Here is a 19,089-nt window from a genome sequence, read left to right on the forward strand (position 1 = left end):
TCTGTCGGTTCGCTGCAAGCTCTGGAGGTCCCATGTTCACCGGCATAATCGAAGCCATCGGCACCATCCGTGCGATCACCCCCAAGGGGGGCGACGTTCGTGTCCTGGTGGAAACCGGCAAGCTGGACCTCGGTGACGTCAAGCTCGGCGACAGCATCGCGGTCAATGGCGTCTGCCTCACCGCAGTGGAACTGCCCGGTAACGGCTTCTGGGCCGACGTCAGCCGCGAAACCCTGGCTCGCACTGCCTTTGACGACCTCAAGGCCGGTAGTCCGGTCAACCTGGAAAAGGCCCTGACTCCCACCAGCCGTCTTGGCGGCCACCTGGTCAGCGGCCATGTCGACGGTATCGGCGAAGTCGTGGCGCGGGAAGACAACGCCCGCGCCGTGCAATTCCGCATCCGCGCACCGCTCGAGCTGGCCAAGTACATTGCCCTGAAGGGTTCGATCACCGTCGACGGCACCAGCCTGACGGTGAATTCGGTAAACGGCGCGGAGTTCGAGCTGACCATCGTCCCGCACACCCTGGCCGAGACCATCATGGTCGACTACCGACCGGGGCGCCGCGTCAACCTGGAGGTCGACCTGCTGGCCCGCTACCTGGAACGCCTGCTGCTGGGCGACAAGGCGGCTGAGCCCCAGTCCTCCGGCCTGACCGAAAGCTTCCTCGCCGAACACGGCTACCTCAAACACTGAATTCAGAAGGAGGGCCCATGGCTCTCAACAGCATCGACGAACTGATCGAAGACATCCGCCAGGGCAAGATGGTCATCCTCATGGATGACGAGGATCGCGAGAACGAAGGCGACCTGATCATGGCCTCCGAGTGCGTGCAGGCCGAGCACATCAACTTCATGGCCCGCTTCGCCCGTGGCCTGATCTGCATGCCGATGACCCGCGAGCGTTGCGAACTCCTGAAGCTGCCGCTGATGGCGCCGCGCAACGGTTCCGGCTTCGGCACCAAGTTCACCGTCTCCATCGAGGCGGCCGAAGGTGTGACCACCGGTATCTCCGCCGCCGACCGCGCACGCACCGTACAGGTGGCCGCGGCCAAAGGTGCCAAGGCCGAAGACATCGTCAGCCCCGGTCACATCTTCCCGTTGATGGCTCAGCCAGGCGGTGTGCTGGCCCGCGCCGGTCACACCGAGGCGGCTTGCGACCTGTCGCGCATGGCTGGCTTCGAGGCCAGCGGCGTGATCTGCGAGATCATGAACGACGACGGCACCATGTCCCGTCGCCCCGAGCTAGAGGCCTTCGCCGCCGAGCACGGGATCAAGATCGGCACCATCGCCGACCTCATCCACTATCGCCTGATCCATGAACGCACCGTCGAGCGCATCGCCGAGCAGCCGCTGGATAGCGAACTGGGCCACTTCAACCTGGTGACCTATCGTGATTCCGTGGAAGGCGATGTGCACATGGCGCTGACCCTGGGCAAGATCTGCCCGGAAGAACCGACCCTGGTGCGGGTCCACAACATGGACCCGCTGCGCGACCTGTTCATGGTCAACCAGGAAGGCCGCTGGAGCTTGCGCGCTGCCATGAGCGCGGTGGCCAAGGCCGGTAGCGGCGTAGTGCTGCTGCTGGGCAACCCGCTGACCGGCCCGCAGCTGCTGGCGCACCTGGAGCGTCAGCTGGGAGCGGAAACCAAGGTCACCAATCCGACCACCTACAGCACCGTCGGTGCCGGATCGCAGATTCTCCGCGACCTCGGGGTGCGCAAGATGCGCCTGATGAGTTCGCCGATGAAGTTCAACGCGATATCCGGTTTCGACCTGGAAGTTGTAGAATACCTGCCCGCTGAATGACCCGCAGGGCTCCGACCGTCAAGGCCGGGGCCCTCGCTCTTTAATTGACGAGAACTCGCCCATGTCCCTGAAGACCATCGAAGGTACCTTCATCGCCCCCAAAGGCCGCTATGCCCTGGTGGTCGGCCGTTTCAACAGTTTCGTCGTGGAAAGCCTGGTAAGCGGCGCCGTAGACGCTCTGGTTCGCCACGGTGTCAGCGAAAACGACATCACCATCATCCGCGCTCCCGGCGCGTTTGAGATCCCGCTGGTAGCCCAGAAGGTCGCCCAGCAAGGCGAGTACTCCGCCATCATCGCCCTCGGCGCGGTCATTCGTGGCGGCACCCCGCATTTCGAATACGTTGCCGGTGAGTGCACCAAGGGCCTGGCCCAGGTTTCCATGGAGTTCGGCGTTCCGGTCGCCTTCGGCGTGCTGACCGTCGACTCCATTGAGCAAGCCATCGAGCGTTCCGGCACCAAAGCCGGCAACAAGGGCGCAGAAGCTGCCCTGTCCGCCCTGGAGATGGTTAGCCTGCTGGCTGCCCTGGAGGCCAAGTGAGCAACGCAGACGGTTCGGCGCCCAAGGCACCGAAAGGCAAGATTGCAGCCCGTCGCCAGGCCCGCAGCCTGGCGATGCAGGCACTCTACTCCTGGCACATTGCTGGTCAGCCGCTCAACGAAATCGAGGCGCAGTTCCGCGTCGACAACGATTTCAGCACGGTAGACGGTGCCTACTTCCACGAGATCCTGCACGGCGTGCCGCGCCAGAAGACTGAGATCGATGCGGCCTTCCTGCCTTGCCTGGATCGTGCCCTTGAAGAAGTGGACCCGGTAGAGTTGGCGATCCTGCGCCTGTCGACCTTTGAGCTGATGAACCGCCAGGACGTGCCGTATCGCGTGGTTATCAACGAAGGCATCGAACTGGCCAAGGTGTTTGGTGCCACCGACGGGCACAAGTTCGTCAACGGCGTGCTGGACAAGCTGGCACCGCGCTTGCGGGCCGCCGAAGTCCGCGGCGGCAAGCGCTGATTGCAGCTCGCGCGTGGGTGAGTTCGAGCTGATCCGCCGTTTCTTCGCCTCCGCCGCATGCGCGGCCGGGGGCGAAGGCATTGCCCTTGGCATTGGCGACGACTGCGCCCTGCTTCAGCTACCGGCTGGCGAGCAGCTGGCGATCTCCACCGACACACTGGTGGCTGGCGTGCATTTCCCCGATGACGCCGACCCCTTCCTCCTTGGCCAGCGTGCTCTGGCGGTATCCGCCAGTGATCTGGCAGCCATGGGCGCCAAGCCCATCGCCTTCACCCTTGCCCTGACCCTGCCCGACGCCCGCGCCGACTGGCTCGAAGGCTTCGCCCGCGGACTCTGTGCAATGGCGAGCGATTGCGGAATCGGACTGGTCGGTGGTGATACCACGCGTGGACCGCTAAGCCTGACCCTCACCGTGTTCGGCCGCGTCCCGGCCGGCCAGGCGCTGACCCGTGCCGGGGCGCGTCCGGGTGACCTGCTCTGCGTGGGCGGTAGCCTGGGCGATGGCGGTGGGGCATTGCCACTGGTGCTTGGCGAGCGCCAGGAACGCGGGCCAGAGGTGGATTACCTGCTGCAACGCTACTGGGCGCCACAGCCTCAGCTGGCCCTCGGCCAGGCGCTGCGTGGACGGGCCACAGCAGCCCTGGACATTTCCGACGGACTACTTGCCGATTGCGGTCATATCGCCGCAGCCTCCGGCGTGGCACTGCTGGTGGAAGCCACCAAGCTGCCGCTGTCTTCGGCACTCGAAAGCCTCTTTTCCAGGGAATTCGCGCTCAATTGTGCGCTGTCCGGTGGCGACGACTACCGCCTGGCCTTTACCCTGCCCGCCAGTGCGCTGGCCGCCATCCGGGCGGACTGGCCGGAAGTGGCAGTGATCGGCCGCGTCGCAGCCGGGCAGGGTGTTCATCTGCTGGACGATGCCGGCGCAATACTTCAGCCGCCGGCACTGGGCTATCAACATTTCGGGAGTCAAGGTGACTGATCGCGAATCGGCCACGCCGCAACCCATCCCCCATTCGGTGTGGAGCAACCCCTGGCACTTCATCGCCTTCGGCTTTGGCTCGGGTACCTTGCCCAAGGCCCCGGGTACCTGGGGGTCGCTGGTGGCGCTGCCATTCATCCCGCTCTGGCAGATGCTGCCGGACTGGGGCTACTGGCTGATGCTGGGCCTCACCATGCTGTTTGGCTTCTGGCTGTGCGGCAGGGTCGCCGATGACCTGCGTGTCCACGACCATGAAGGCATCGTGTGGGATGAGATGGTCGGCATGTGGATCACCCTCTGGTTGGTGCCGGAAGGTTGGCACTGGCTTTTGCTGGGCTTCCTGGTCTTCCGCGTAATGGACATCCTCAAGCCTTGGCCGATCCGCTGGATCGACCGCCACGTCCACGGCGGCGTGGGCATCATGCTCGACGATGTGCTGGCCGGTGTCTTCGCCTGGCTGGCAATGCAACTCATCGTCTGGGGCGTAGCCTAGTCTTGTCAGGACCAGCGGCCACGATGAGCTGGTAGACGGAGGCGCAATGCGGAGCTGGATTCTGGCGGTTCTGATCGGTTGCCTGCTGCTCCCCGCAGCGTGGGCCGACGAGTTCCCGTCCAATGAAATCCACCTCGCCAGCGAGGTCTGGCCCGAGCACACCGAGGCAAACGGCAAAGGGCTTGGCTGGGACATCTTGCGCAAGGTCTACGAACCCGAAGGCATCCAGCTCAAGATTCACTCCGTACCCTATACCCGCTCCATTGGCCTGGTGCAGCGCGGCGAGGCAGATGCCTGGGTCGGCTCCTATCGCAATGAGGTCCAGAGCGCGTACTACCCGCGCTGGCACTACGACGCCGACCAGGTCAGCGCACTCTCGCTGCGTTCAACCCCGGTTCCCACCCTGGCCACCCTCGGCCAGTACCGCCTGGCCTGGATTCGTGGTTACGACTACCAGGACTACCTGCCGAATCTGAAGCACTTCAAGGAAATCCAGCGGCGCAGCGGCATACTCTCGATGCTCGAACTGGGGCACGTGGACTTCTACATCGACGCCCGAACCGAAGTCGACGACGTGCTGGAGAGCGCGGCCGAGCCCGGCAAGTACCGTGTAACCCCGCTGGCGCGCCTGCCGTTGTACCTGGGCTTCGCCGACACGCCGCGTGGCCGTCGCCTGGCGGACATGTTCGACCGTCGCATGGACGCATTGGTCGCCAGTGGCGAGCTTCGTCCGCTGTTCGTCCGCTGGAAACAACCCTATGCCTTCGACAAGGAGCTGGAGAAACCCCATGTCGCGCCCTGATCTGCGTATCGCCGCCTTCCTGCTGGCGCTCGTTCCGCTGCTTGTCGACGCCACCCAGGTTCAGGTAGTCGGGCTTTTCCCCGGCGCTGCGGTACTCAACGTCGATGGCCAGCGCAAGCTGGTGAAGGTTGGACAGACCGGCCCTGGCGGTGTCCAGGTCATCAGCGCCGACAGCAAGGGCGCGGTGCTGCGGGTCGATGGGGTCGAGCGAAGTTACAGCCTTTCGCGTGAATACAATCCGTCCGGCACGTCCATCGGCCCTGCAGGCTCCGGCAGCCCGCCGGCGCCCCAGAAAACCCAGTTGAGCATTGCCCGCGGCAATAACGGCCACTACCAGGTGGCCGGTTCCATCGAGGGTCATCCGGTGCAGTTCCTGGTGGACACCGGCGCCACCAGCGTTGCCATGAACGAGAACCAGGCACGCCGCCTGGGTATCGACTACCGGGTCAAGGGCCAGCCGATGAAGGCCAGCACCGCCGCTGGCACAGTCAACGCCTGGCGGGTGACTCTCGATCGCATCAAGGTCGGGAGCATCGAAGTGCTCGGCGTGGAAGGCGCGGTGGTCGAGGGTGAGGCGCCAGTGGATGTGCTGCTCGGCATGAGCTTCCTGAATCGCGTGCGCTGGCGCGAGGAGCAGGGGGTGCTGATGCTGGAATCCAAGTTCTGACTCACTTCCTTCGAGCCAACCGATACTTATCCCCAACTATTCAAACTGACCGGCCAACTAGCGCTGCTGTTACAATGCCGGCCTTGCAAATTTCCAGGAGTTTCACGGTGTCTGTCGTATTCGTCGCCGCCTCCCAGCTACCCACTCCGTTCGGCGTGTTCACCATGCACGGCTTCCTCGATGAGGCCAGTGGCAAGGAACATGTAGCGCTGACTCTGGGTGATGTGGCCAATGGCGAACCTGTCCTGGGCCGTCTGCACTCCGAGTGCCTGACCGGCGATGCCCTGTTCAGCCTGCGCTGCGATTGCGGCTTCCAGCTGGAAGCGGCCCTGAGTGCCATCGCTGAAGCCGGTTGCGGCGTGCTCCTTTACCTGCGCCAGGAAGGTCGTGGCATTGGCCTTCTGAACAAGATTCGCGCCTACGAGCTACAGGACGCCGGTGCCGACACCGTGGAAGCCAATGAACGCCTTGGTTTCGGCGCCGATCAGCGCGACTACGCCATGTGCCAGCCGATGCTGGAACACTTGGGCGTCAGCGCCATCAAGCTGATGACCAACAACCCGCGCAAGGTCAAGGCATTGGAAAGCTACGGCCTCAACGTGGCTGAGCGCGTCCCGCTGCAGACCGGCCTGAACAAGCACAACCGCAAGTACCTGGCGACCAAGGCGGGCAAGCTCGGGCATATGCTCGGCAACCTGCACCAGGCGGAAGCCGAGTCGTGACCCGCAAGGAAGTCCGCCGCCAGTTGGCCCTGGCCTGGTGGCGCCAGGTGGGCTACACCCTGGTGCCGTTGCTGGTCATGGGCTACCTGTTCGGTGATGGCGAGCCGGCACTGCCGGTCTTGCAGATGCCGCTCTTTATCGTCGCCCTGGCATCCATGTTCCTCAGCCTGCCGATGTTTTCCGCCTACAAGCGTGCCCTGGTGGCGACCGAAGCCGCCCTTGGCCGGGCCGAAGAGCCAGGAGCCTGGCAGGAACTGGCGCGCCAACGCCGCAAGGCATTCGTCGCTGCCGGCCTTCCGGCGTGGATAGCCGCGCTGGCAGTGCCATTCGGCCTCAACGCCGTGGCCTTGGTTCTCCTGGCCATGAGCAGCCTGGTGATGCTCTACCTCTACCGAATCCCCCGCCAGCTCGGCTGATGCGCCGACTGCTCGCCTTCCTGCTGCTGTGCCTGGCGCTACCCGCTGCGGCGCAGTTGCGGGTAGTCAGCCTGGCACCTTCCCTGACTGAAACCATGCTCGACCTCGGCGCCGGCGATCTGCTGGTGGGCGTGCTCGACGGTGGCGAGCGGCCGGCCGACCTCTCCGGCCTGCCGTCCGTGGGACGCTACGGCCAGCTCCAGGCAGAAAGCTTGCTCAGCCTCAAGCCTGACCTGGTGTTGCTGTGGCCCGACAGTGTCGGAGCTGCCGGTCGCGAGCAGCTGAAGCGGCTTTCCATTCCCCAACTGGTGGTCGAACCCAGGGACCTGGGCCAACTGGCGCAGTCTTTCATCTCAATTGGCGAGCGAGTCGGACGCGCGGATCAGGGTCGCCAACTGGCAGCGCGTTTCGAGGCTGGGTTGGCGGAACTGCGCCAGCGTCATCAACGCGACGTGCCGCTGAAGGTCTTCTATCAGGTGTGGGACAAGCCGCTGTACACCCTGGGCGGGCAGCAGATCGTCAGCGATGCCCTGAAGGTCTGTGGAGCGGAAAACGTTTTCGCCGACCTGTCATTGCCGGCACCGCAAGTGGGCGTCGAAGCGGTTCTGCAGCGTGACCCGGCGGTGATCCTGGTGAGCGAGCCGGGCCAGGCCAGCGCCTGGGCGTCCTGGCCGCAACTGGCTGCGGTGAAGAACCAGCGGGTCTGGCCCGTGCCGGACCGGGGGTTGGAGCGCCCGAGCTTCCAGATGCTGGAGGCGACCAGGAAGCTGTGCCGCTTGCTGGAGACTGCAAGGTAGGGTGCCATGTGCACCGACGGAGGCTTGGTGCGCGCGGCGCACTCTACAGGCGTGTAACCCAGTGATATCCGGGAAGACTTGTACGCCACTCCCGGATTGCATCCGGACCATGGATTGCTTGTGGGAGCGCATTCATTCGCGAATGAATCGCCCCCACAGTTTCAGGTGACGATCAGAGCCCCAGCAACGCCAGGCGAGCGCGCACCGACGCCTCGATACCCGCCGCATCCAGCCCGCACTCGGCGAGCATTTCCGCCGGTTTGGCGTGTTCGACGTAGTAGTCGGGCAGCCCCAGGTGCAGCACCGGCTTGAGCAGGTTCTCGCGGGCGAGGAACTCACTGACGGCGGCGCCAGCGCCACCCATCACGCTGTTCTCCTCGATAGTCACCAGCAGTTCGTGGCTACCGGCCAGTTCACGCACCAGCGCTTCGTCCAGGGGTTTGACGAAACGCATATCGACCACTGTGGCATCGAGGCCTTCGGCCACTTGCAGGGCGTCGGCCAGTTGCACGCCGAACACCAGCATCGCGACCTTCGAACCCTTGCGACGGACCACACCCTTGCCGATTTCCACCGGCGCCAGGGTCGCATCGATCGGTGCGTTCGGGCCGCTGCCGCGCGGGTAGCGCACCGCTGCCGGGCCTTCGAAGTGGTAGCCGGTGGTCAGCAGCAGGCGCAGTTCGTTCTCGTCACTCGGCGTCATCACCAGCATGCCGGGGATGCAGCGCAGGTAAGAGAGGTCGAAGCTGCCCGCGTGGGTCGGGCCGTCTTCACCTACCAGGCCGGCGCGGTCGATGGCGAACAGCACATCGAGATTCTGCACCGCCACGTCGTGGATCAACTGGTCGTAGCCGCGCTGGAGGAAGGTGGAATAGATGGCCACCACCGGCTTGGCGCCGTCGCAGGCCATGCCGGCCGCCAGGGTCACAGCGTGCTGCTCGGCGATGGCCACGTCGAAGTAACGATCCGGGAAGCGCTCGCTGAAGGCCACCAGGTCGGAGCCTTCCTTCATCGCCGGGGTGATGCCCACCAGGCGCGGGTCCTGCCCGGCCATGTCGCACAGCCACTGGCCGAACACGCTGGAGTATTTCGGGCCGGAAGGTTTCTTCGGTGCGGCCGGGGCCTTGATCGGCTCCAGCTTGGTAATGGCGTGGTAGCCAATGGGGTCGACTTCCGCCGGGGCGAAGCCTTTGCCCTTCTTGGTCACCACATGGAGGAACTGCGGGCCCTTGAGGTCGCGCATGTTGCGCAGGGTCGCAACCAGGGTGGGCAGGTCATGGCCGTCGATGGGGCCGATGTAATTCCAGCCGAGCTCCTCGAACAGGGTGCCGGGAACCAGCATGCCCTTGGCATATTCCTCGGTGCGGCGAGCGATTTCCCAGGCGCCGGGCAGGCGCGAGAGCACCTTCTTGCTGCCTTCGCGCATGCTGGCGTAGGTACGGCTGGAGAGGATCTTCGCCAGGTAGTTCGACAGGCCGCCGACGTTGCGCGAGATCGACATGTCGTTGTCGTTGAGGATCACCAGCATGTCTGCCTGGACATCCGACGCATGGTTGAGCGCCTCGAAGGCCATGCCTGCGGTCAGCGCGCCGTCGCCGATCACGGCGATCGACTTGCGGTTTGAACCCTGCATGCGGGCGGCGATAGCCATGCCCAGGGCGGCGCTGATGGAGGTGCTGGAGTGGCCGACGCCGAAGGTGTCGTACTCGCTCTCCACGCGGCGTGGGAAGGCGGCGACGCCGTCCTTCTGGCGCAGGGTGCCCATCTGCTCGCGGCGCCCGGTGAGGATCTTGTGCGGATAGGCCTGGTGGCCCACGTCCCAGACCAGCCGGTCGTCGGGTGTGTCGTAGACGTAGTGCAGGGCGATGGTCAGTTCCACCACGCCCAGGCCGGCACCGAAGTGTCCGCCGGTCTTGCCGACGGTATAGAGCAGGTACTGGCGCAGTTCGTCGGCCAGGGTTTCCAGCTCCGCCTCACCAAGCCGGCGCAGTTGATCCGGCGTCGCCGCGCGGTCGAGCAGGGGCGTGACGGGGCGTTCGCGGGGAATCTCGTGGAACGTCGTGGGCATCAGGCGAATCGTTATAGGAAAAAAAAGATGGGCAAGTTTACCTGATGCGTTGGTAACTGCCCAAACACGCTGTCAGTCAGTTCGTAGCAGCCTGTGCGATCTGCTACGCCGGGTAATGGCGGGACAGGAAGTCCAGCAGCAACGGATTCACCAGGTCAGGGCGCTCGTTCTGTAACCAGTGGCCGCAATCGGGTAACCGGGTCTGCTCCAGGCGCGGCACCAGGCTGGCCATGCGCTTGAGCGTGTAAGCCTCCAGTTGTGCGACCGGGTCGAGGTCGCCGACGAGAAACAGCGCGGGCTGCTCGACCTGCCTGCTTGCCAGGAATTCGGTCTGCTCCCAGTTGCGGGTGAAGTTGCGGTACCAGTTGAGCGGCCCGCGAAAGCCCTGTCGGGTCAGGGTGCGGCGGTAGACGGCGAATTCCTCGGCATCGCACCAGCCGGGGAGGGCGGGCGACTCGCTGAGGCCATCCAGCAGGCCGGCGCCGGCGGGCCGGTCGCGCAGCACCGCGTCGCCCAGGTCGCTTAGCAGGAGGCGAAGACTGCGGTCGAGGTCGGCATCCAGTTCCGCCTCGGCCACACCAGGCTCCTGGAAGTAGAGGATGTAGTTGAAGCGACCGGCATTGGCCTCGCGCATGATCTCGATGGCTGGACGCTTGGGACGCCCACCGAAGGGCACCGACATGGCGCCCATGGCACGGATGCGGCGCGGCTCCAGTAGCGCCAGGTGCCAGGCCACCGGCGCGCCCCAGTCATGGCCGATCACGCAGGCATCGGTCTGCTCGAGGCTGTCCATGGCGGCCTGGATGTCTGCGCAAAGGGTCAGCAGTGCGTAATCTTCGATCGCTTCAGGGGCACTGCTCTCCCCATAGCCACGCATTTCAGGTACCAGCACCCGATAGCCGGCTTCCACCAGCGGCGTTATTTGCTGGCGCCAGGAGAACCAGCATTCGGGGAAACCATGCAGCAGCCACACCGGTCGTCCCGCGGCGGGGCCGGCCATGTAAAGGCTCAGGGTTATGCCATTGACCGGCAGCAGGCGATGTTCGAGTGGCGGCATGACAGGCTCCGTTTCTTACCAGGTGTCGACGAAGGGGCGTTTCTTGCCAGAGCGGGGCGCCGGTCTGGGAGCGGCGTTCAACCCGCGCAGCAACCAGGAGCGGGTTTCCTGCGGGTCGATCACGGCGTCGATCTCCAGGAAGCTGGCCATGTTGATCGCCTTGCCGTTCTGGTAGGCCTTGGCAACCATCTTGTCGAACAGCAGTTGGCGCTCGGTCGGGTCTTCCACGGCTGCCAGCTCCTTGGCGTAGCCCAGACGGACTGCGCCTTCCAGGCCCATGGCGCCAAATTCGCCGCTGGGCCAGGCGATGGTGAACATTGGCGAATGGAAGCTGCCCGCCGCCATGGCTTGGGCGCCCAGGCCGTAGCCCTTGCGCAGCACTACGGTGAAGTAGGGCACCGAGAGCCCGGCAGCGGCGACGAACATGCGCGAGACATGGCGCACCGTGGCCTGCTTCTCCGATTCCGGACCGACCATGAAGCCGGGGGTGTCGCATAGCGAGAGCATGGGGATGTCGAAGGCATCGCAAAGCTGCATGAAACGCGCGGCTTTGTCGCCGGCCTGGGCGTCGATGGCGCCGCCCAGATGCATCGGGTTGTTAGCCAGCAGGCCGAACGCCTTGCCTTCGATGCGGATGAAGGCCGTGATCAGGCCGGGCGCGAACTGTCGGCGCAGCTCCAGTACCGAGTCCTGGTCGGCCAGGGTTTCAATCAGTGCGCGTACGTCGTAGACCCGCAGGCGATTCTCCGGAATGGCCTGGCGCAACAGGCGCTGGTCGGCGCATTGCCAGTCGACCAGGTCGCCCTGGAAATAAGACAGGTACTGCCGGGCTACTCGAACCGCTTCGGCCTCATCCTCCACCAGCACGTCGATTACCCCGTTGGGGCCCTGGACGCTGCTGGGGCCGACTTCCTCCGGCGCGAAGCTGCCCAGGCCGCCGCCTTCGATCATGGCCGGGCCGGCCATGCCGATGCTGGCGTTCTTTGTCGCAATGATCACATCGCAGCAACCGAGCAGCGCAGCATTGCCGGCAAAGCAGCGGCCGGAAACCACACCCACCAACGGCACCAGGCCGGACAGTCGCGCCATGCCCACGAAGGTGTGGCAGTCCAGCCCCGCCACACCGACGAAGTCCGAATCCCCCGGCCGGCCACCGCCGCCTTCCGCGAACAGCACCAGCGGCAGCCGCCATTGCTCGGCCAGGCCCAGCATGCGGTCGGTCTTCTTGTGGTTCATCACCCCCTGCGTACCGGCGAACACCGTGTAGTCGTAGGCGATGGTCATGCAACGGGCGGCCTCGCTGCCGAACCGGGTGGCGTTGACCGTGCCGATACCAGCCACCAGCCCGTCGGCCGGGCTCTGCTCTATCAGCTCCTCCAGCGACCGGCGCCGACGCTGGGCCGCCAGCGCCAATGCGCCGTACTCGATGAAGCTGCCTGCATCCAGCAGGTCGTCAAGGTTCTCTCGTGTCGTGCGCTGACCGGTCTTGCGCCGTCGGGCCACGGCCTGCGGGCGACGTTCATCGGTGGTGACTGCATGGCGTTCCAGCACTTCGGCAAGATCCGCGCGGATATGGGCAAGGTCGAGGCTCTCCTCGCTCAGCACCGCATCACCGACCACTTCCGCAGGTTCCAGGAACAGCAGCGGAGCGCCTTCGAACAGGCTGTCGCCCGGTGCCACGGCCAGTGCCCGGACGATGCCGCCCTGGACCGCCTTGACTACGAACTCCATCTTCATCGCCTCCAGCACCGCCACCGCCTGCCCGGCGGCAACGGCGTCGCCCACCTGCACATCGAGGCTGACCAGCACACCCTGGCTGGGCGCGTTCAGCGGCACACAGCCGGCCGGTGCGTCGGGTTGCCCGGTCGGGCCATTGCTGGCGGTTTTCGCGCCGCTGACGAACAGGTGTGGATGGGCAGCTTGTTGCGGGGCCAGGAGTTGACCGATTTCCCGCTCGATGAAGCGGGTGTCGACGCCATTTGCCAGTTCTGCACGACGTAGCAGGTTTTGCAGGAAGTGGATGTTGCTCGTCACCCCCTCGAGGCGGAATTCACACAGTGCGCGATAGGCGCGGCGCAGGGCGGCGGGCAGGTCGTCGCCCTGGACGATCAGCTTGGCCAGCAGCGAGTCGTAGCTGGGGTTGGTGGCGTAACCAGCGTAGCCATAGCCGTCGACACGGATGCCGGGGCCGCTGGGTGGATCAAAGGCGCTGATCAGTCCGCCAGCAGGGCGGGCACTGCCGTCGGCCTGCATGCTCTCCAGATTGATCCGCAACTGGACAGCGAAGCCGCGTGAGGCAATGGGCGCAAGAAGGCCCAGTTCGGCCAGGCTGGCGCCGGCGGCGAGACGGATCTGCGCCTGGACCAGGTCGATGCCTGTGATGGCCTCGGTGATGCAGTGTTCGACCTGGACGCGCGGGTTGGCTTCCATGAACACGAAATTGCCACGGGCTGCGTCCACCAGGAACTCGAATGTGCCGATACCGCGATAGCCCACGGCGGTGGCCAGGGTCAGCGCCGCATCGAGGATGCGCTGGCGCAGGTCCACATCCAGGTCGGGCGCAGGGGCGATCTCGACCACCTTCTGGTGACGTCGTTGCAGGCTGCAATCGCGCTCCCACAAATGCGTCACCTGCTCGCCGTCGCCCAGCACCTGCACTTCGATGTGCCGGGCGTTCTCGATCAGTCGCTCGACGTACAGGTCGCCATTGCCGAAGGCGGCGCGGGCCTCGGACTGGCAGCGCTCGAAGGCTTGTGCCAGCTCCGCCTTGCCGCGTACCGCGCGCATACCGCGCCCGCCACCACCGGCCAGGGCCTTGAGCATGATCGGGCCGCTTTTCAGCAGCGCGCCGGCTTCTTCCTGGGAAGTGGCGTGATTGCTTCCGGTGGCCAGCGGCAGGCCGCAGCGCGCGGCCAACTCACGGGCGCGGGCCTTGTCGCCGAACAGTTCCAGGGCCTCGGCCGAAGGCCCGATGAAACGGATGCCGACGGCTTCACACTGGCGGGCGAAATCGGCGTTCTCGCTGAGGAATCCGTAGCCGGGGTGCACGGCGTCGCAGCCATTCTCGAGCGCCACTTTCACCAATTGAGTGGCATCCAGGTAGGCCGCTGCGCCGCGGCCCACGAGCGGCACTGCGAGGTCGGTCTTGCGCAGGTGCAGGGACTGGTCATCGTCCTCGGCGTACACCGCGACGCTGCGGATGCCCAGTTCGGCGGCGGCGCGGGCGATGCGGATGGCGATTTCGCCACGGTTGGCGATCAGCAGGGACTGGATGGCTGTGGTCACGACTAGGGTCCTTGGCGTGCAATCCAGTGATCTTAGGCAGCGAGGGCCAATCGCCGCAGCCAACTGTGCCGCGACGAATACCCGCCACTCATGGCGGCTGATGATCCGGTGATATGGAATGTCCGAATCGGCCCTTGTGGCAGCCCGATGCCCTGCAGTATCTGTGGCGCCTCCATTTACTCCACAAGGACCGTCGATGAACGAGTTGCTGCACAGCCTGGACTGGGTGCTGCCCCTACGCAGCGACACGCTGACCCCGGTGATGCGCTTCTTTACTCTGCTGGGTTACGAGAAGTTCATCCTGTTCTTCCTGCCGCTGGGCTATTGGGCCTGGAACCGCGGGGTCTTCTTGCGGCTGCTGGTGCTGGTGGCCGTGACCGCACTGATCAACGCCTGGCTCAAGGATTACTGGCAGGACCCGCGTCCGGACATGACCCTGCGCATGGACCATGAGGTGGGCGACAGCTTCGGCCTGCCCAGCGGTCACGCGCAGATCGCCGTGGTGATCTGGTTCTGGTTGGCCTTCGAGCTGCGTCGCGCCTGGGCCTGGGTGGTCAGCGCCGGGGTGGTGACGGGGATCATTTTCAGCCGGCTCTACCTCGGTGCTCATGATGTGGAGGACGTGCTGGGTGGCTCGCTGCTGGGCATTGCTACCCTGCTGCTGTTCGCGCAGGTTCGGCAATGGAACTGGTGGCGCGAGGCCCACGGGCTTTGGCACCTGGCGCTGATCCTGCTGGTGTTCCTTGGCGCCTGGCAGACCTGGCCTGGGGTTGCGCCCAGCTATGTGCCGCTGCTGGCGGGGCTGATCATCGGCGTGTTGTGCGGCTATCGCCAGTTGGCGTTTTCCGCCGAGGTTGCCGTCTGGCGCCGCCTGCTGGCCGCAGGCATCGGTGCGGTGAGTTTCATCGTGCTGCAGAAAGCGCTGAAGCTGGCCGGTGGTGCCTGGCCGCTGGACCCGCAACTCTGGCAGGGGCTGCGCGGGCTGGTGATGGGCATGTTCGTAGCGGCAGCGATGCCCTGGATACTGGTACGCATGGGGCTGCTGGAAGCAGGTCGCACGCCACAGGGCGCTGCAGCCGAGCCGGTCGCCTGATAAAACCGAGGTTAATGTCGGACGGCGCGATCAGCTGCGCCGTTCGACGATATAGCGCGCCAGGGCGCGCAGCGGCTCGGCGCTGTCACCGAGCGAGGCGATGGCCCGCAGGGCCTGGTCACGCAAATCCAGGGCATAGGCCTTGGCATTGTCGAGGCCGAGCAGGGCAGGGTAGGTGGGCTTGTCGTGGGCCTCGTCCTTGCCCTGGGTCTTGCCCAGGGTGGCGGTATCGCTTTCCACGTCGAGAATGTCGTCCTGCACCTGGAAGGCCAGGCCGATTGCGCGGGAGTAAATGCGCAGCGCTGCCAGTGTCGCAGGGTCGGCACGGCCACTGGCCAGGGCACCGAGGCGCACGCTGGCTTCGATCAGCGCACCGGTCTTGTGACGGTGCATGGTTTCCAATGCAGCCTGGTCGAGTTTCAGCCCTACAGAACCCAGATCGATGGCCTGGCCGCCAACCATCCCGGCGGGACCAGCGGCCTGGACGAGGCTGGCGATCATCGCCAGGCGGGTTTCAGCATCGTGCGGGTTGCGCTGGGCATCGGCCAGCACTTCGAAGGCCAGTGCCTGCAAACCGTCGCCGGCGAGAATGGCGCTGGCTTCGTCGAAGGCGATATGGGTGGTGGGCTGGCCACGACGCAGGTCGTCGTCGTCCATCGCCGGCAGATCGTCATGAACCAGGGAATAGGCGTGGATCAGCTCCACCGCGCAGGCCGCACCATCGGCCCGCGCCACGTCGCCGCCCAAGGCTTCGCAAGCTGCGTAGACCAGCAGCGGGCGCACGCGTTTGCCGCCGTTCATCACGCTGTAGCGCATAGCCTGGTAGAGACGGTCGAGCGGCGCGAGCGGAGCGATGAACAGCTCGGCGAGGGCTGCATCGACTCTCTCCTGGCAGCGGGTCTGGTAGCCGGAAATCATGCTTGCTCGTCCGCGTCGAAGGGCGCTTCCTCCAGCTGGCCGTCGCGTTCCAGCAGGATCTGCACCTTCTGTTCGGCCTGGTTCAGCGCGGACTGGCATTCACGGGTCAGGCGGATGCCTTGCTCGAAGGCGCTGAGGGAGTCCTCCAGCGAGAGCTCGCCACTTTCCAGGCGTTCCACCAGGGTCTGCAGTTCGGCGAGGGACTGTTCGAAATCGGGGGAGGCTTTCTTGCGGGCCATGTTGCTGTCTCGCGGCGGTCGAATCGGGCGCGACACTAGCAGAGGCGCACCTTGCGGGCAAATGAAGGGGGCGGATGGTTGCTGGGGCTTGGTGAGGAACCTGTAGGGGCGAATGAATTCCCCCCTACAAGAGCGCGTTCGGTGAAGTCCGTAGGGTGGGCTTCAGCCCACCAAGGGAGGTTCGGCGTCCAGTGGGAGCGAATTTATTCGCGAATGAATTCGCTCCCACACTCAGGCGGTGAAGAAGTAATACACCGTCATCCCCGTCCCTACGGCGATCACCAGCCAGCGCAACCAGCTGGTCGGCAGCCGCCGGGCCAGCGCGCCGCCTGCATAACCGCCACAACTGGCGGCACCGAGCAGCACGGCGAGTTCGGTCCAACTGACCCTGCCTGCCGCCACGAAGGTCACCACCGCCACGCTGTAGATAGTGCTCGACAGCAGGTTCTTCAACGCGTTGGCGCGCAGCAGCGGATGGCCTTCGATGGAAAAGGCCGCCAGTTGCAGGATGCCCATGCCGGCGCCGAAGTAGCCGCCGTAGATGGCAACCAGGCTGTGAGACAGGTGGCTGGCAAGGCCGTGGGGCGGAAGCCCGCCGGCTGCGTGCTGGCGGTTGATCAGCCTGCTCAGCCAGGGACTGGCAGCGAACAACAGGGTGGCGGCCAGCAGCAGCCAGGGAATCAGCCGGCGGAATGTCTCGTCGCCACCGGCCAGCAACAGCAGGCCGCCGCCCAGTCCGCCCAGAAGGGACACCAGCACCAGCGGCACCACGTAGCGACCCAGCGGACGCAGTTGTTCGCGTGCCGCCCAGCTGGCGGCCAGGCTGGCGGGCCACAGGGCCACGGCGTTGGTAGCGTTGGCGGTGACAGGGGGCAGGCCGGCCGCGAGCAGGGCGGGGAAGGAGAAAAACGTTCCGCCGCCGGCAAGGGCATTCATGCCCCCCGCCGCGAAGCCGGCGACCAATAGGAGGAAGAAATCGTGGAGGCTCATGAGCAGGCGCGCAAAAGCCGGCAGGTTACCCTCGAGAATGAACGGTGGCAAAGGACGGGCGAACGGTCTCCTGCCTGATTGGCCGCCGACCAGTGAGCCGAATCGCTGATAAGTGGAGACGCGTGTTTTCGCGGTAGCAGTATGCTTTCAACAACTCGTATGGGGCGGGGGCGGTAAGCGCAAGGAAGCCCACTCCACAAGCCTTCCCGGGCAGTAACTGCGGAAGGTGACAAGGCAGAGATCCACGCTTTAGCGTCAGGCCGGAACCGGGTTATACAGCCCCGATTCCGGCCTCTTTCATTGTGCTTTCGGATCGTCCGCCAGCAGGGCGAAACCTTCACGGTTGTCGCTGACGATGCGGAAATGCTCGCTTTGGCCGGTCTCCACATGGGCGGCCTTCTCACGACGCAGACGACCTTTGGAGCAGAGGGTGTCGTCGGTTTCGTCGATGCCGATGCCGACAATTCGATCACCGGGCGGCACCTGGAAGCTGGCAACCTCGCCGATACCGATGCGCGCCGCCAACTGGCGATCCACATGCACGGCGATGTAGCAGCCGCTGCCCAATCCGCCCATGTCGCGGTTCACCACGATCTGTCCACCGCCTTCTACCGGGTCCTGGAACGCCAGCAAACGGTCGGCCGGGACTGGGATGATGTGTTCCGGCTCGGCCCGGTAGGACGAGCAACCGGCGAGCAGGAGCAGAGAAACAGCGGCACAGGTCAGACGCATGGAGCCCTCCTTGGGCGGAAACGCGAAAGCGCTGCTGGAACTCTAGTGGATGGAGTAGGGAATGCCACGCCGATCGGCGATCGTTCTCGCCTGAAGGATTGGCAGGGAGTACCCGGCGCGAGTCACCCCTCTGCCTGTGGGAGTGGGGCCGGGGTGAGGGAAAACCGCTCGGCACCCAAGGCCGGCCCACAACGACCGGCTCAAGTAGCGTGAGAACCAGCCTCCCTGACTCAGCCTTCGGCGCGAACGCGATCGCGGATGGCTTCCTGCTCCGGGCTAGGGGCCTTCTGCAGCTGGAAGTCGAAGTCGATTTCGGCAACCCGACCTACCACGCCATGGCGGTTTTCGCCGAAGCGCACCTCGCCCACCAGCCCGTCGCGGGTGGCATAGGCGAAGTCGTCCCACAGGTATTCGTCGCCCGACAGGTTGATCTGGGTGGTCAGGTGGCGATAGCCCGGTGCGGAGATGAAGAAGTGGATGTGTGCCGGACGATTGCCGTGGCGGCCCAGGTGGTTCAGCACTTCCTGGGTGGTGCCATCCGGCGGGCAGCCGTAGCCGGACGGCACGATGCTGCGGGCGCGGTAGCGGCCATCGGCATCGGTGACGATGCGGCGACGCAGGTTGTAGTCCGACTGGGTGGTGTCGAAGTAGGAATAGGTGCCCTTGGTGTTGGCGTGCCACAGGTCGACCACGGCACCGGCGATCGGTTTGCCCTCGGCGTCTTTGACCTGGCCCTGGAGGAACATCACGGTGCCGGCATCGGTGCCGTCGTCCATGCGCGTTTCGCCTTCGGACAGCGGCGCGCCAGCTACGTACAGCGGACCTTCGATGGTGCGCGGGGTGCCGCCGGACAGGCCGGCCTGCTCGTCCTGGGCATCCAGCAGCAGGTCCAGGTAGTGCTCCAGGCCAAGGCCGGCTACCAGCAGGCCGGCTTCGCCGCGGGCGCCCATGCGGTTGAAGTAGTCCACCGCTTTCCAGAACTCTTCGGTGGTGACTTCCAGGTCTTCGATGAT

General features: G+C 65.3%; 20 protein-coding genes. 12 read left to right on the plus strand and 8 right to left on the minus strand.

Annotated features, from left to right (window positions below; translation table 11 throughout):
• The first annotated feature begins 32 nt into the window (after window positions 1-32).
• The 11 genes from E8E75_RS01300 (at window position 33) to E8E75_RS01350 (ending at window position 7,694) form a co-directional block, all read left to right on the plus strand.
• On the plus strand, window positions 33-695 hold the full coding sequence (locus E8E75_RS01300; RefSeq protein ID WP_153918424.1) for a riboflavin synthase: 663 nt from the start codon (window positions 33-35) through the stop codon (window positions 693-695).
• A 17-nt stretch (window positions 696-712) separates the two neighbouring features.
• Entirely contained in the window at window positions 713-1,807 is a 1,095-nt protein-coding gene (gene ribBA, locus E8E75_RS01305; RefSeq protein ID WP_120653233.1) for a bifunctional 3,4-dihydroxy-2-butanone-4-phosphate synthase/GTP cyclohydrolase II, read from the plus strand.
• A 61-nt stretch (window positions 1,808-1,868) separates the two neighbouring features.
• The gene (ribE, locus tag E8E75_RS01310; RefSeq protein ID WP_120653232.1) at window positions 1,869-2,345 is read left to right on the plus strand and encodes a 6,7-dimethyl-8-ribityllumazine synthase; all 477 of its coding nucleotides are present in this window, start codon (window positions 1,869-1,871) and stop codon (window positions 2,343-2,345) included.
• The gene (nusB, locus tag E8E75_RS01315) at window positions 2,342-2,815 is read left to right on the plus strand and encodes a transcription antitermination factor NusB (RefSeq protein WP_120653231.1); all 474 of its coding nucleotides are present in this window, start codon (window positions 2,342-2,344) and stop codon (window positions 2,813-2,815) included. Before ribE ends, nusB begins: the two co-directional genes overlap by 4 nt.
• 13 nt (window positions 2,816-2,828) lie before the next feature.
• Entirely contained in the window at window positions 2,829-3,797 is a 969-nt protein-coding gene (thiL, locus tag E8E75_RS01320) for a thiamine-phosphate kinase (protein ID WP_280357777.1), read from the plus strand.
• On the plus strand, window positions 3,790-4,290 hold the full coding sequence (locus E8E75_RS01325) for a phosphatidylglycerophosphatase A (RefSeq protein WP_120653229.1): 501 nt from the start codon (window positions 3,790-3,792) through the stop codon (window positions 4,288-4,290). Before thiL ends, E8E75_RS01325 begins: the two co-directional genes overlap by 8 nt.
• 46 nt (window positions 4,291-4,336) lie before the next feature.
• The gene (locus E8E75_RS01330; protein WP_120653228.1) at window positions 4,337-5,092 is read left to right on the plus strand and encodes a transporter substrate-binding domain-containing protein; all 756 of its coding nucleotides are present in this window, start codon (window positions 4,337-4,339) and stop codon (window positions 5,090-5,092) included.
• Window positions 5,079-5,759 carry a TIGR02281 family clan AA aspartic protease gene (locus tag E8E75_RS01335; protein ID WP_153918428.1) on the plus strand — a complete coding sequence of 227 codons (681 nt, stop codon included), beginning with the start codon at window positions 5,079-5,081 and terminating at the stop codon, window positions 5,757-5,759. The genes E8E75_RS01330 and E8E75_RS01335 overlap by 14 nt, the downstream gene beginning before the upstream one ends.
• 107 nt (window positions 5,760-5,866) lie before the next feature.
• Complete coding sequence (ribA, locus tag E8E75_RS01340) at window positions 5,867-6,481, plus strand: GTP cyclohydrolase II (RefSeq protein WP_120653226.1); 615 nt, start codon at window positions 5,867-5,869, stop codon at window positions 6,479-6,481.
• Window positions 6,478-6,897, plus strand: coding sequence for an MFS transporter (locus tag E8E75_RS01345; protein ID WP_120653225.1), 420 nt, complete (start codon window positions 6,478-6,480; stop codon window positions 6,895-6,897). The genes ribA and E8E75_RS01345 overlap by 4 nt, the downstream gene beginning before the upstream one ends.
• Window positions 6,897-7,694, plus strand: a complete 798-nt coding sequence (locus E8E75_RS01350; protein WP_120653224.1) for a cobalamin-binding protein — start codon at window positions 6,897-6,899, stop codon at window positions 7,692-7,694. Before E8E75_RS01345 ends, E8E75_RS01350 begins: the two co-directional genes overlap by 1 nt.
• Before the next feature lie 172 nt (window positions 7,695-7,866).
• Here the strand turns inward: E8E75_RS01350 and dxs are convergent, their stop codons facing one another.
• From dxs to E8E75_RS01365, 3 genes are all read right to left on the minus strand, one after another.
• On the minus strand, window positions 7,867-9,762 hold the full coding sequence (gene dxs / locus E8E75_RS01355; protein WP_120653223.1) for a 1-deoxy-D-xylulose-5-phosphate synthase: 1,896 nt from the start codon (window positions 9,760-9,762) through the stop codon (window positions 7,867-7,869).
• Between the two features lie 103 nt (window positions 9,763-9,865).
• Window positions 9,866-10,819 carry an alpha/beta hydrolase gene (locus E8E75_RS01360; RefSeq protein WP_153918432.1) on the minus strand — a complete coding sequence of 318 codons (954 nt, stop codon included), beginning with the start codon at window positions 10,817-10,819 and terminating at the stop codon, window positions 9,866-9,868.
• Between the two features lie 15 nt (window positions 10,820-10,834).
• On the minus strand, window positions 10,835-14,104 hold the full coding sequence (locus tag E8E75_RS01365; protein WP_280357782.1) for a carboxyl transferase domain-containing protein: 3,270 nt from the start codon (window positions 14,102-14,104) through the stop codon (window positions 10,835-10,837).
• A gap of 196 nt (window positions 14,105-14,300) precedes the next feature.
• On the opposite strand from E8E75_RS01365, the gene E8E75_RS01370 reads away from it, so the two are divergent.
• A complete protein-coding gene (locus tag E8E75_RS01370; protein WP_162945852.1) occupies window positions 14,301-15,197 on the plus strand; it encodes a phosphatase PAP2 family protein in 897 nt (298 codons plus the stop codon).
• 30 nt (window positions 15,198-15,227) lie between these two features.
• Here the strand turns inward: E8E75_RS01370 and ispA are convergent, their stop codons facing one another.
• The 5 genes from ispA to catA all read right to left on the minus strand — a co-directional run.
• Window positions 15,228-16,115 (minus strand): (2E,6E)-farnesyl diphosphate synthase, encoded by an 888-nt coding sequence (gene ispA / locus E8E75_RS01375; RefSeq protein ID WP_153918434.1) that lies wholly within the window; start codon window positions 16,113-16,115, stop codon window positions 15,228-15,230.
• Window positions 16,112-16,354 (minus strand): exodeoxyribonuclease VII small subunit, encoded by a 243-nt coding sequence (locus tag E8E75_RS01380; protein ID WP_120653218.1) that lies wholly within the window; start codon window positions 16,352-16,354, stop codon window positions 16,112-16,114. Before E8E75_RS01380 ends, ispA begins: the two co-directional genes overlap by 4 nt.
• Before the next feature lie 231 nt (window positions 16,355-16,585).
• Window positions 16,586-17,344, minus strand: a complete 759-nt coding sequence (locus E8E75_RS01385) for a sulfite exporter TauE/SafE family protein (RefSeq protein ID WP_153918436.1) — start codon at window positions 17,342-17,344, stop codon at window positions 16,586-16,588.
• A 297-nt stretch (window positions 17,345-17,641) separates the two neighbouring features.
• Window positions 17,642-18,076: a 3-isopropylmalate dehydratase gene (locus E8E75_RS01390; RefSeq protein ID WP_120653217.1), complete on the minus strand. Its 435-nt coding sequence runs from the start codon at window positions 18,074-18,076 to the stop codon at window positions 17,642-17,644.
• Window positions 18,077-18,306: 230 nt separating this feature from the next.
• Window positions 18,307-19,089, minus strand: a 783-nt coding sequence (gene catA / locus E8E75_RS01395; RefSeq protein WP_280357787.1) for a catechol 1,2-dioxygenase, incomplete at its 5' end; no start/stop codon positions are given.

Source organism: Pseudomonas sp. BN606, assembly GCF_029873115.1.
Taxonomy (GTDB): domain Bacteria; phylum Pseudomonadota; class Gammaproteobacteria; order Pseudomonadales; family Pseudomonadaceae; genus Metapseudomonas.

Bases quoted from the DNA above. Each gene is read 5' to 3' on its own strand.
- E8E75_RS01335 (WP_153918428.1), top strand. From the start codon at position 5,079: ATGTCGCGCCCTGATCTGCGTATCGCCGCCTTCCTGCTGGCGCTCGTT.
- ribE (WP_120653232.1), top strand. From the start codon at position 1,869: ATGTCCCTGAAGACCATCGAAGGTACCTTCATCGCCCCCAAAGGCCGC.
- ispA (WP_153918434.1), bottom strand. From the start codon at position 16,115: ATGATTTCCGGCTACCAGACCCGCTGCCAGGAGAGAGTCGATGCAGCC.
- E8E75_RS01360 (WP_153918432.1), bottom strand. From the start codon at position 10,819: ATGCCGCCACTCGAACATCGCCTGCTGCCGGTCAATGGCATAACCCTG.
- E8E75_RS01350 (WP_120653224.1), top strand. From the start codon at position 6,897: ATGCGCCGACTGCTCGCCTTCCTGCTGCTGTGCCTGGCGCTACCCGCT.
- dxs (WP_120653223.1), bottom strand. From the start codon at position 9,762: ATGCCCACGACGTTCCACGAGATTCCCCGCGAACGCCCCGTCACGCCC.
- E8E75_RS01370 (WP_162945852.1), top strand. From the start codon at position 14,301: ATGAACGAGTTGCTGCACAGCCTGGACTGGGTGCTGCCCCTACGCAGC.
- ribBA (WP_120653233.1), top strand. From the start codon at position 713: ATGGCTCTCAACAGCATCGACGAACTGATCGAAGACATCCGCCAGGGC.
- E8E75_RS01385 (WP_153918436.1), bottom strand. From the start codon at position 17,344: ATGAGCCTCCACGATTTCTTCCTCCTATTGGTCGCCGGCTTCGCGGCG.
- E8E75_RS01330 (WP_120653228.1), top strand. From the start codon at position 4,337: ATGCGGAGCTGGATTCTGGCGGTTCTGATCGGTTGCCTGCTGCTCCCC.
- E8E75_RS01380 (WP_120653218.1), bottom strand. From the start codon at position 16,354: ATGGCCCGCAAGAAAGCCTCCCCCGATTTCGAACAGTCCCTCGCCGAA.
- E8E75_RS01300 (WP_153918424.1), top strand. From the start codon at position 33: ATGTTCACCGGCATAATCGAAGCCATCGGCACCATCCGTGCGATCACC.
- E8E75_RS01390 (WP_120653217.1), bottom strand. From the start codon at position 18,076: ATGCGTCTGACCTGTGCCGCTGTTTCTCTGCTCCTGCTCGCCGGTTGC.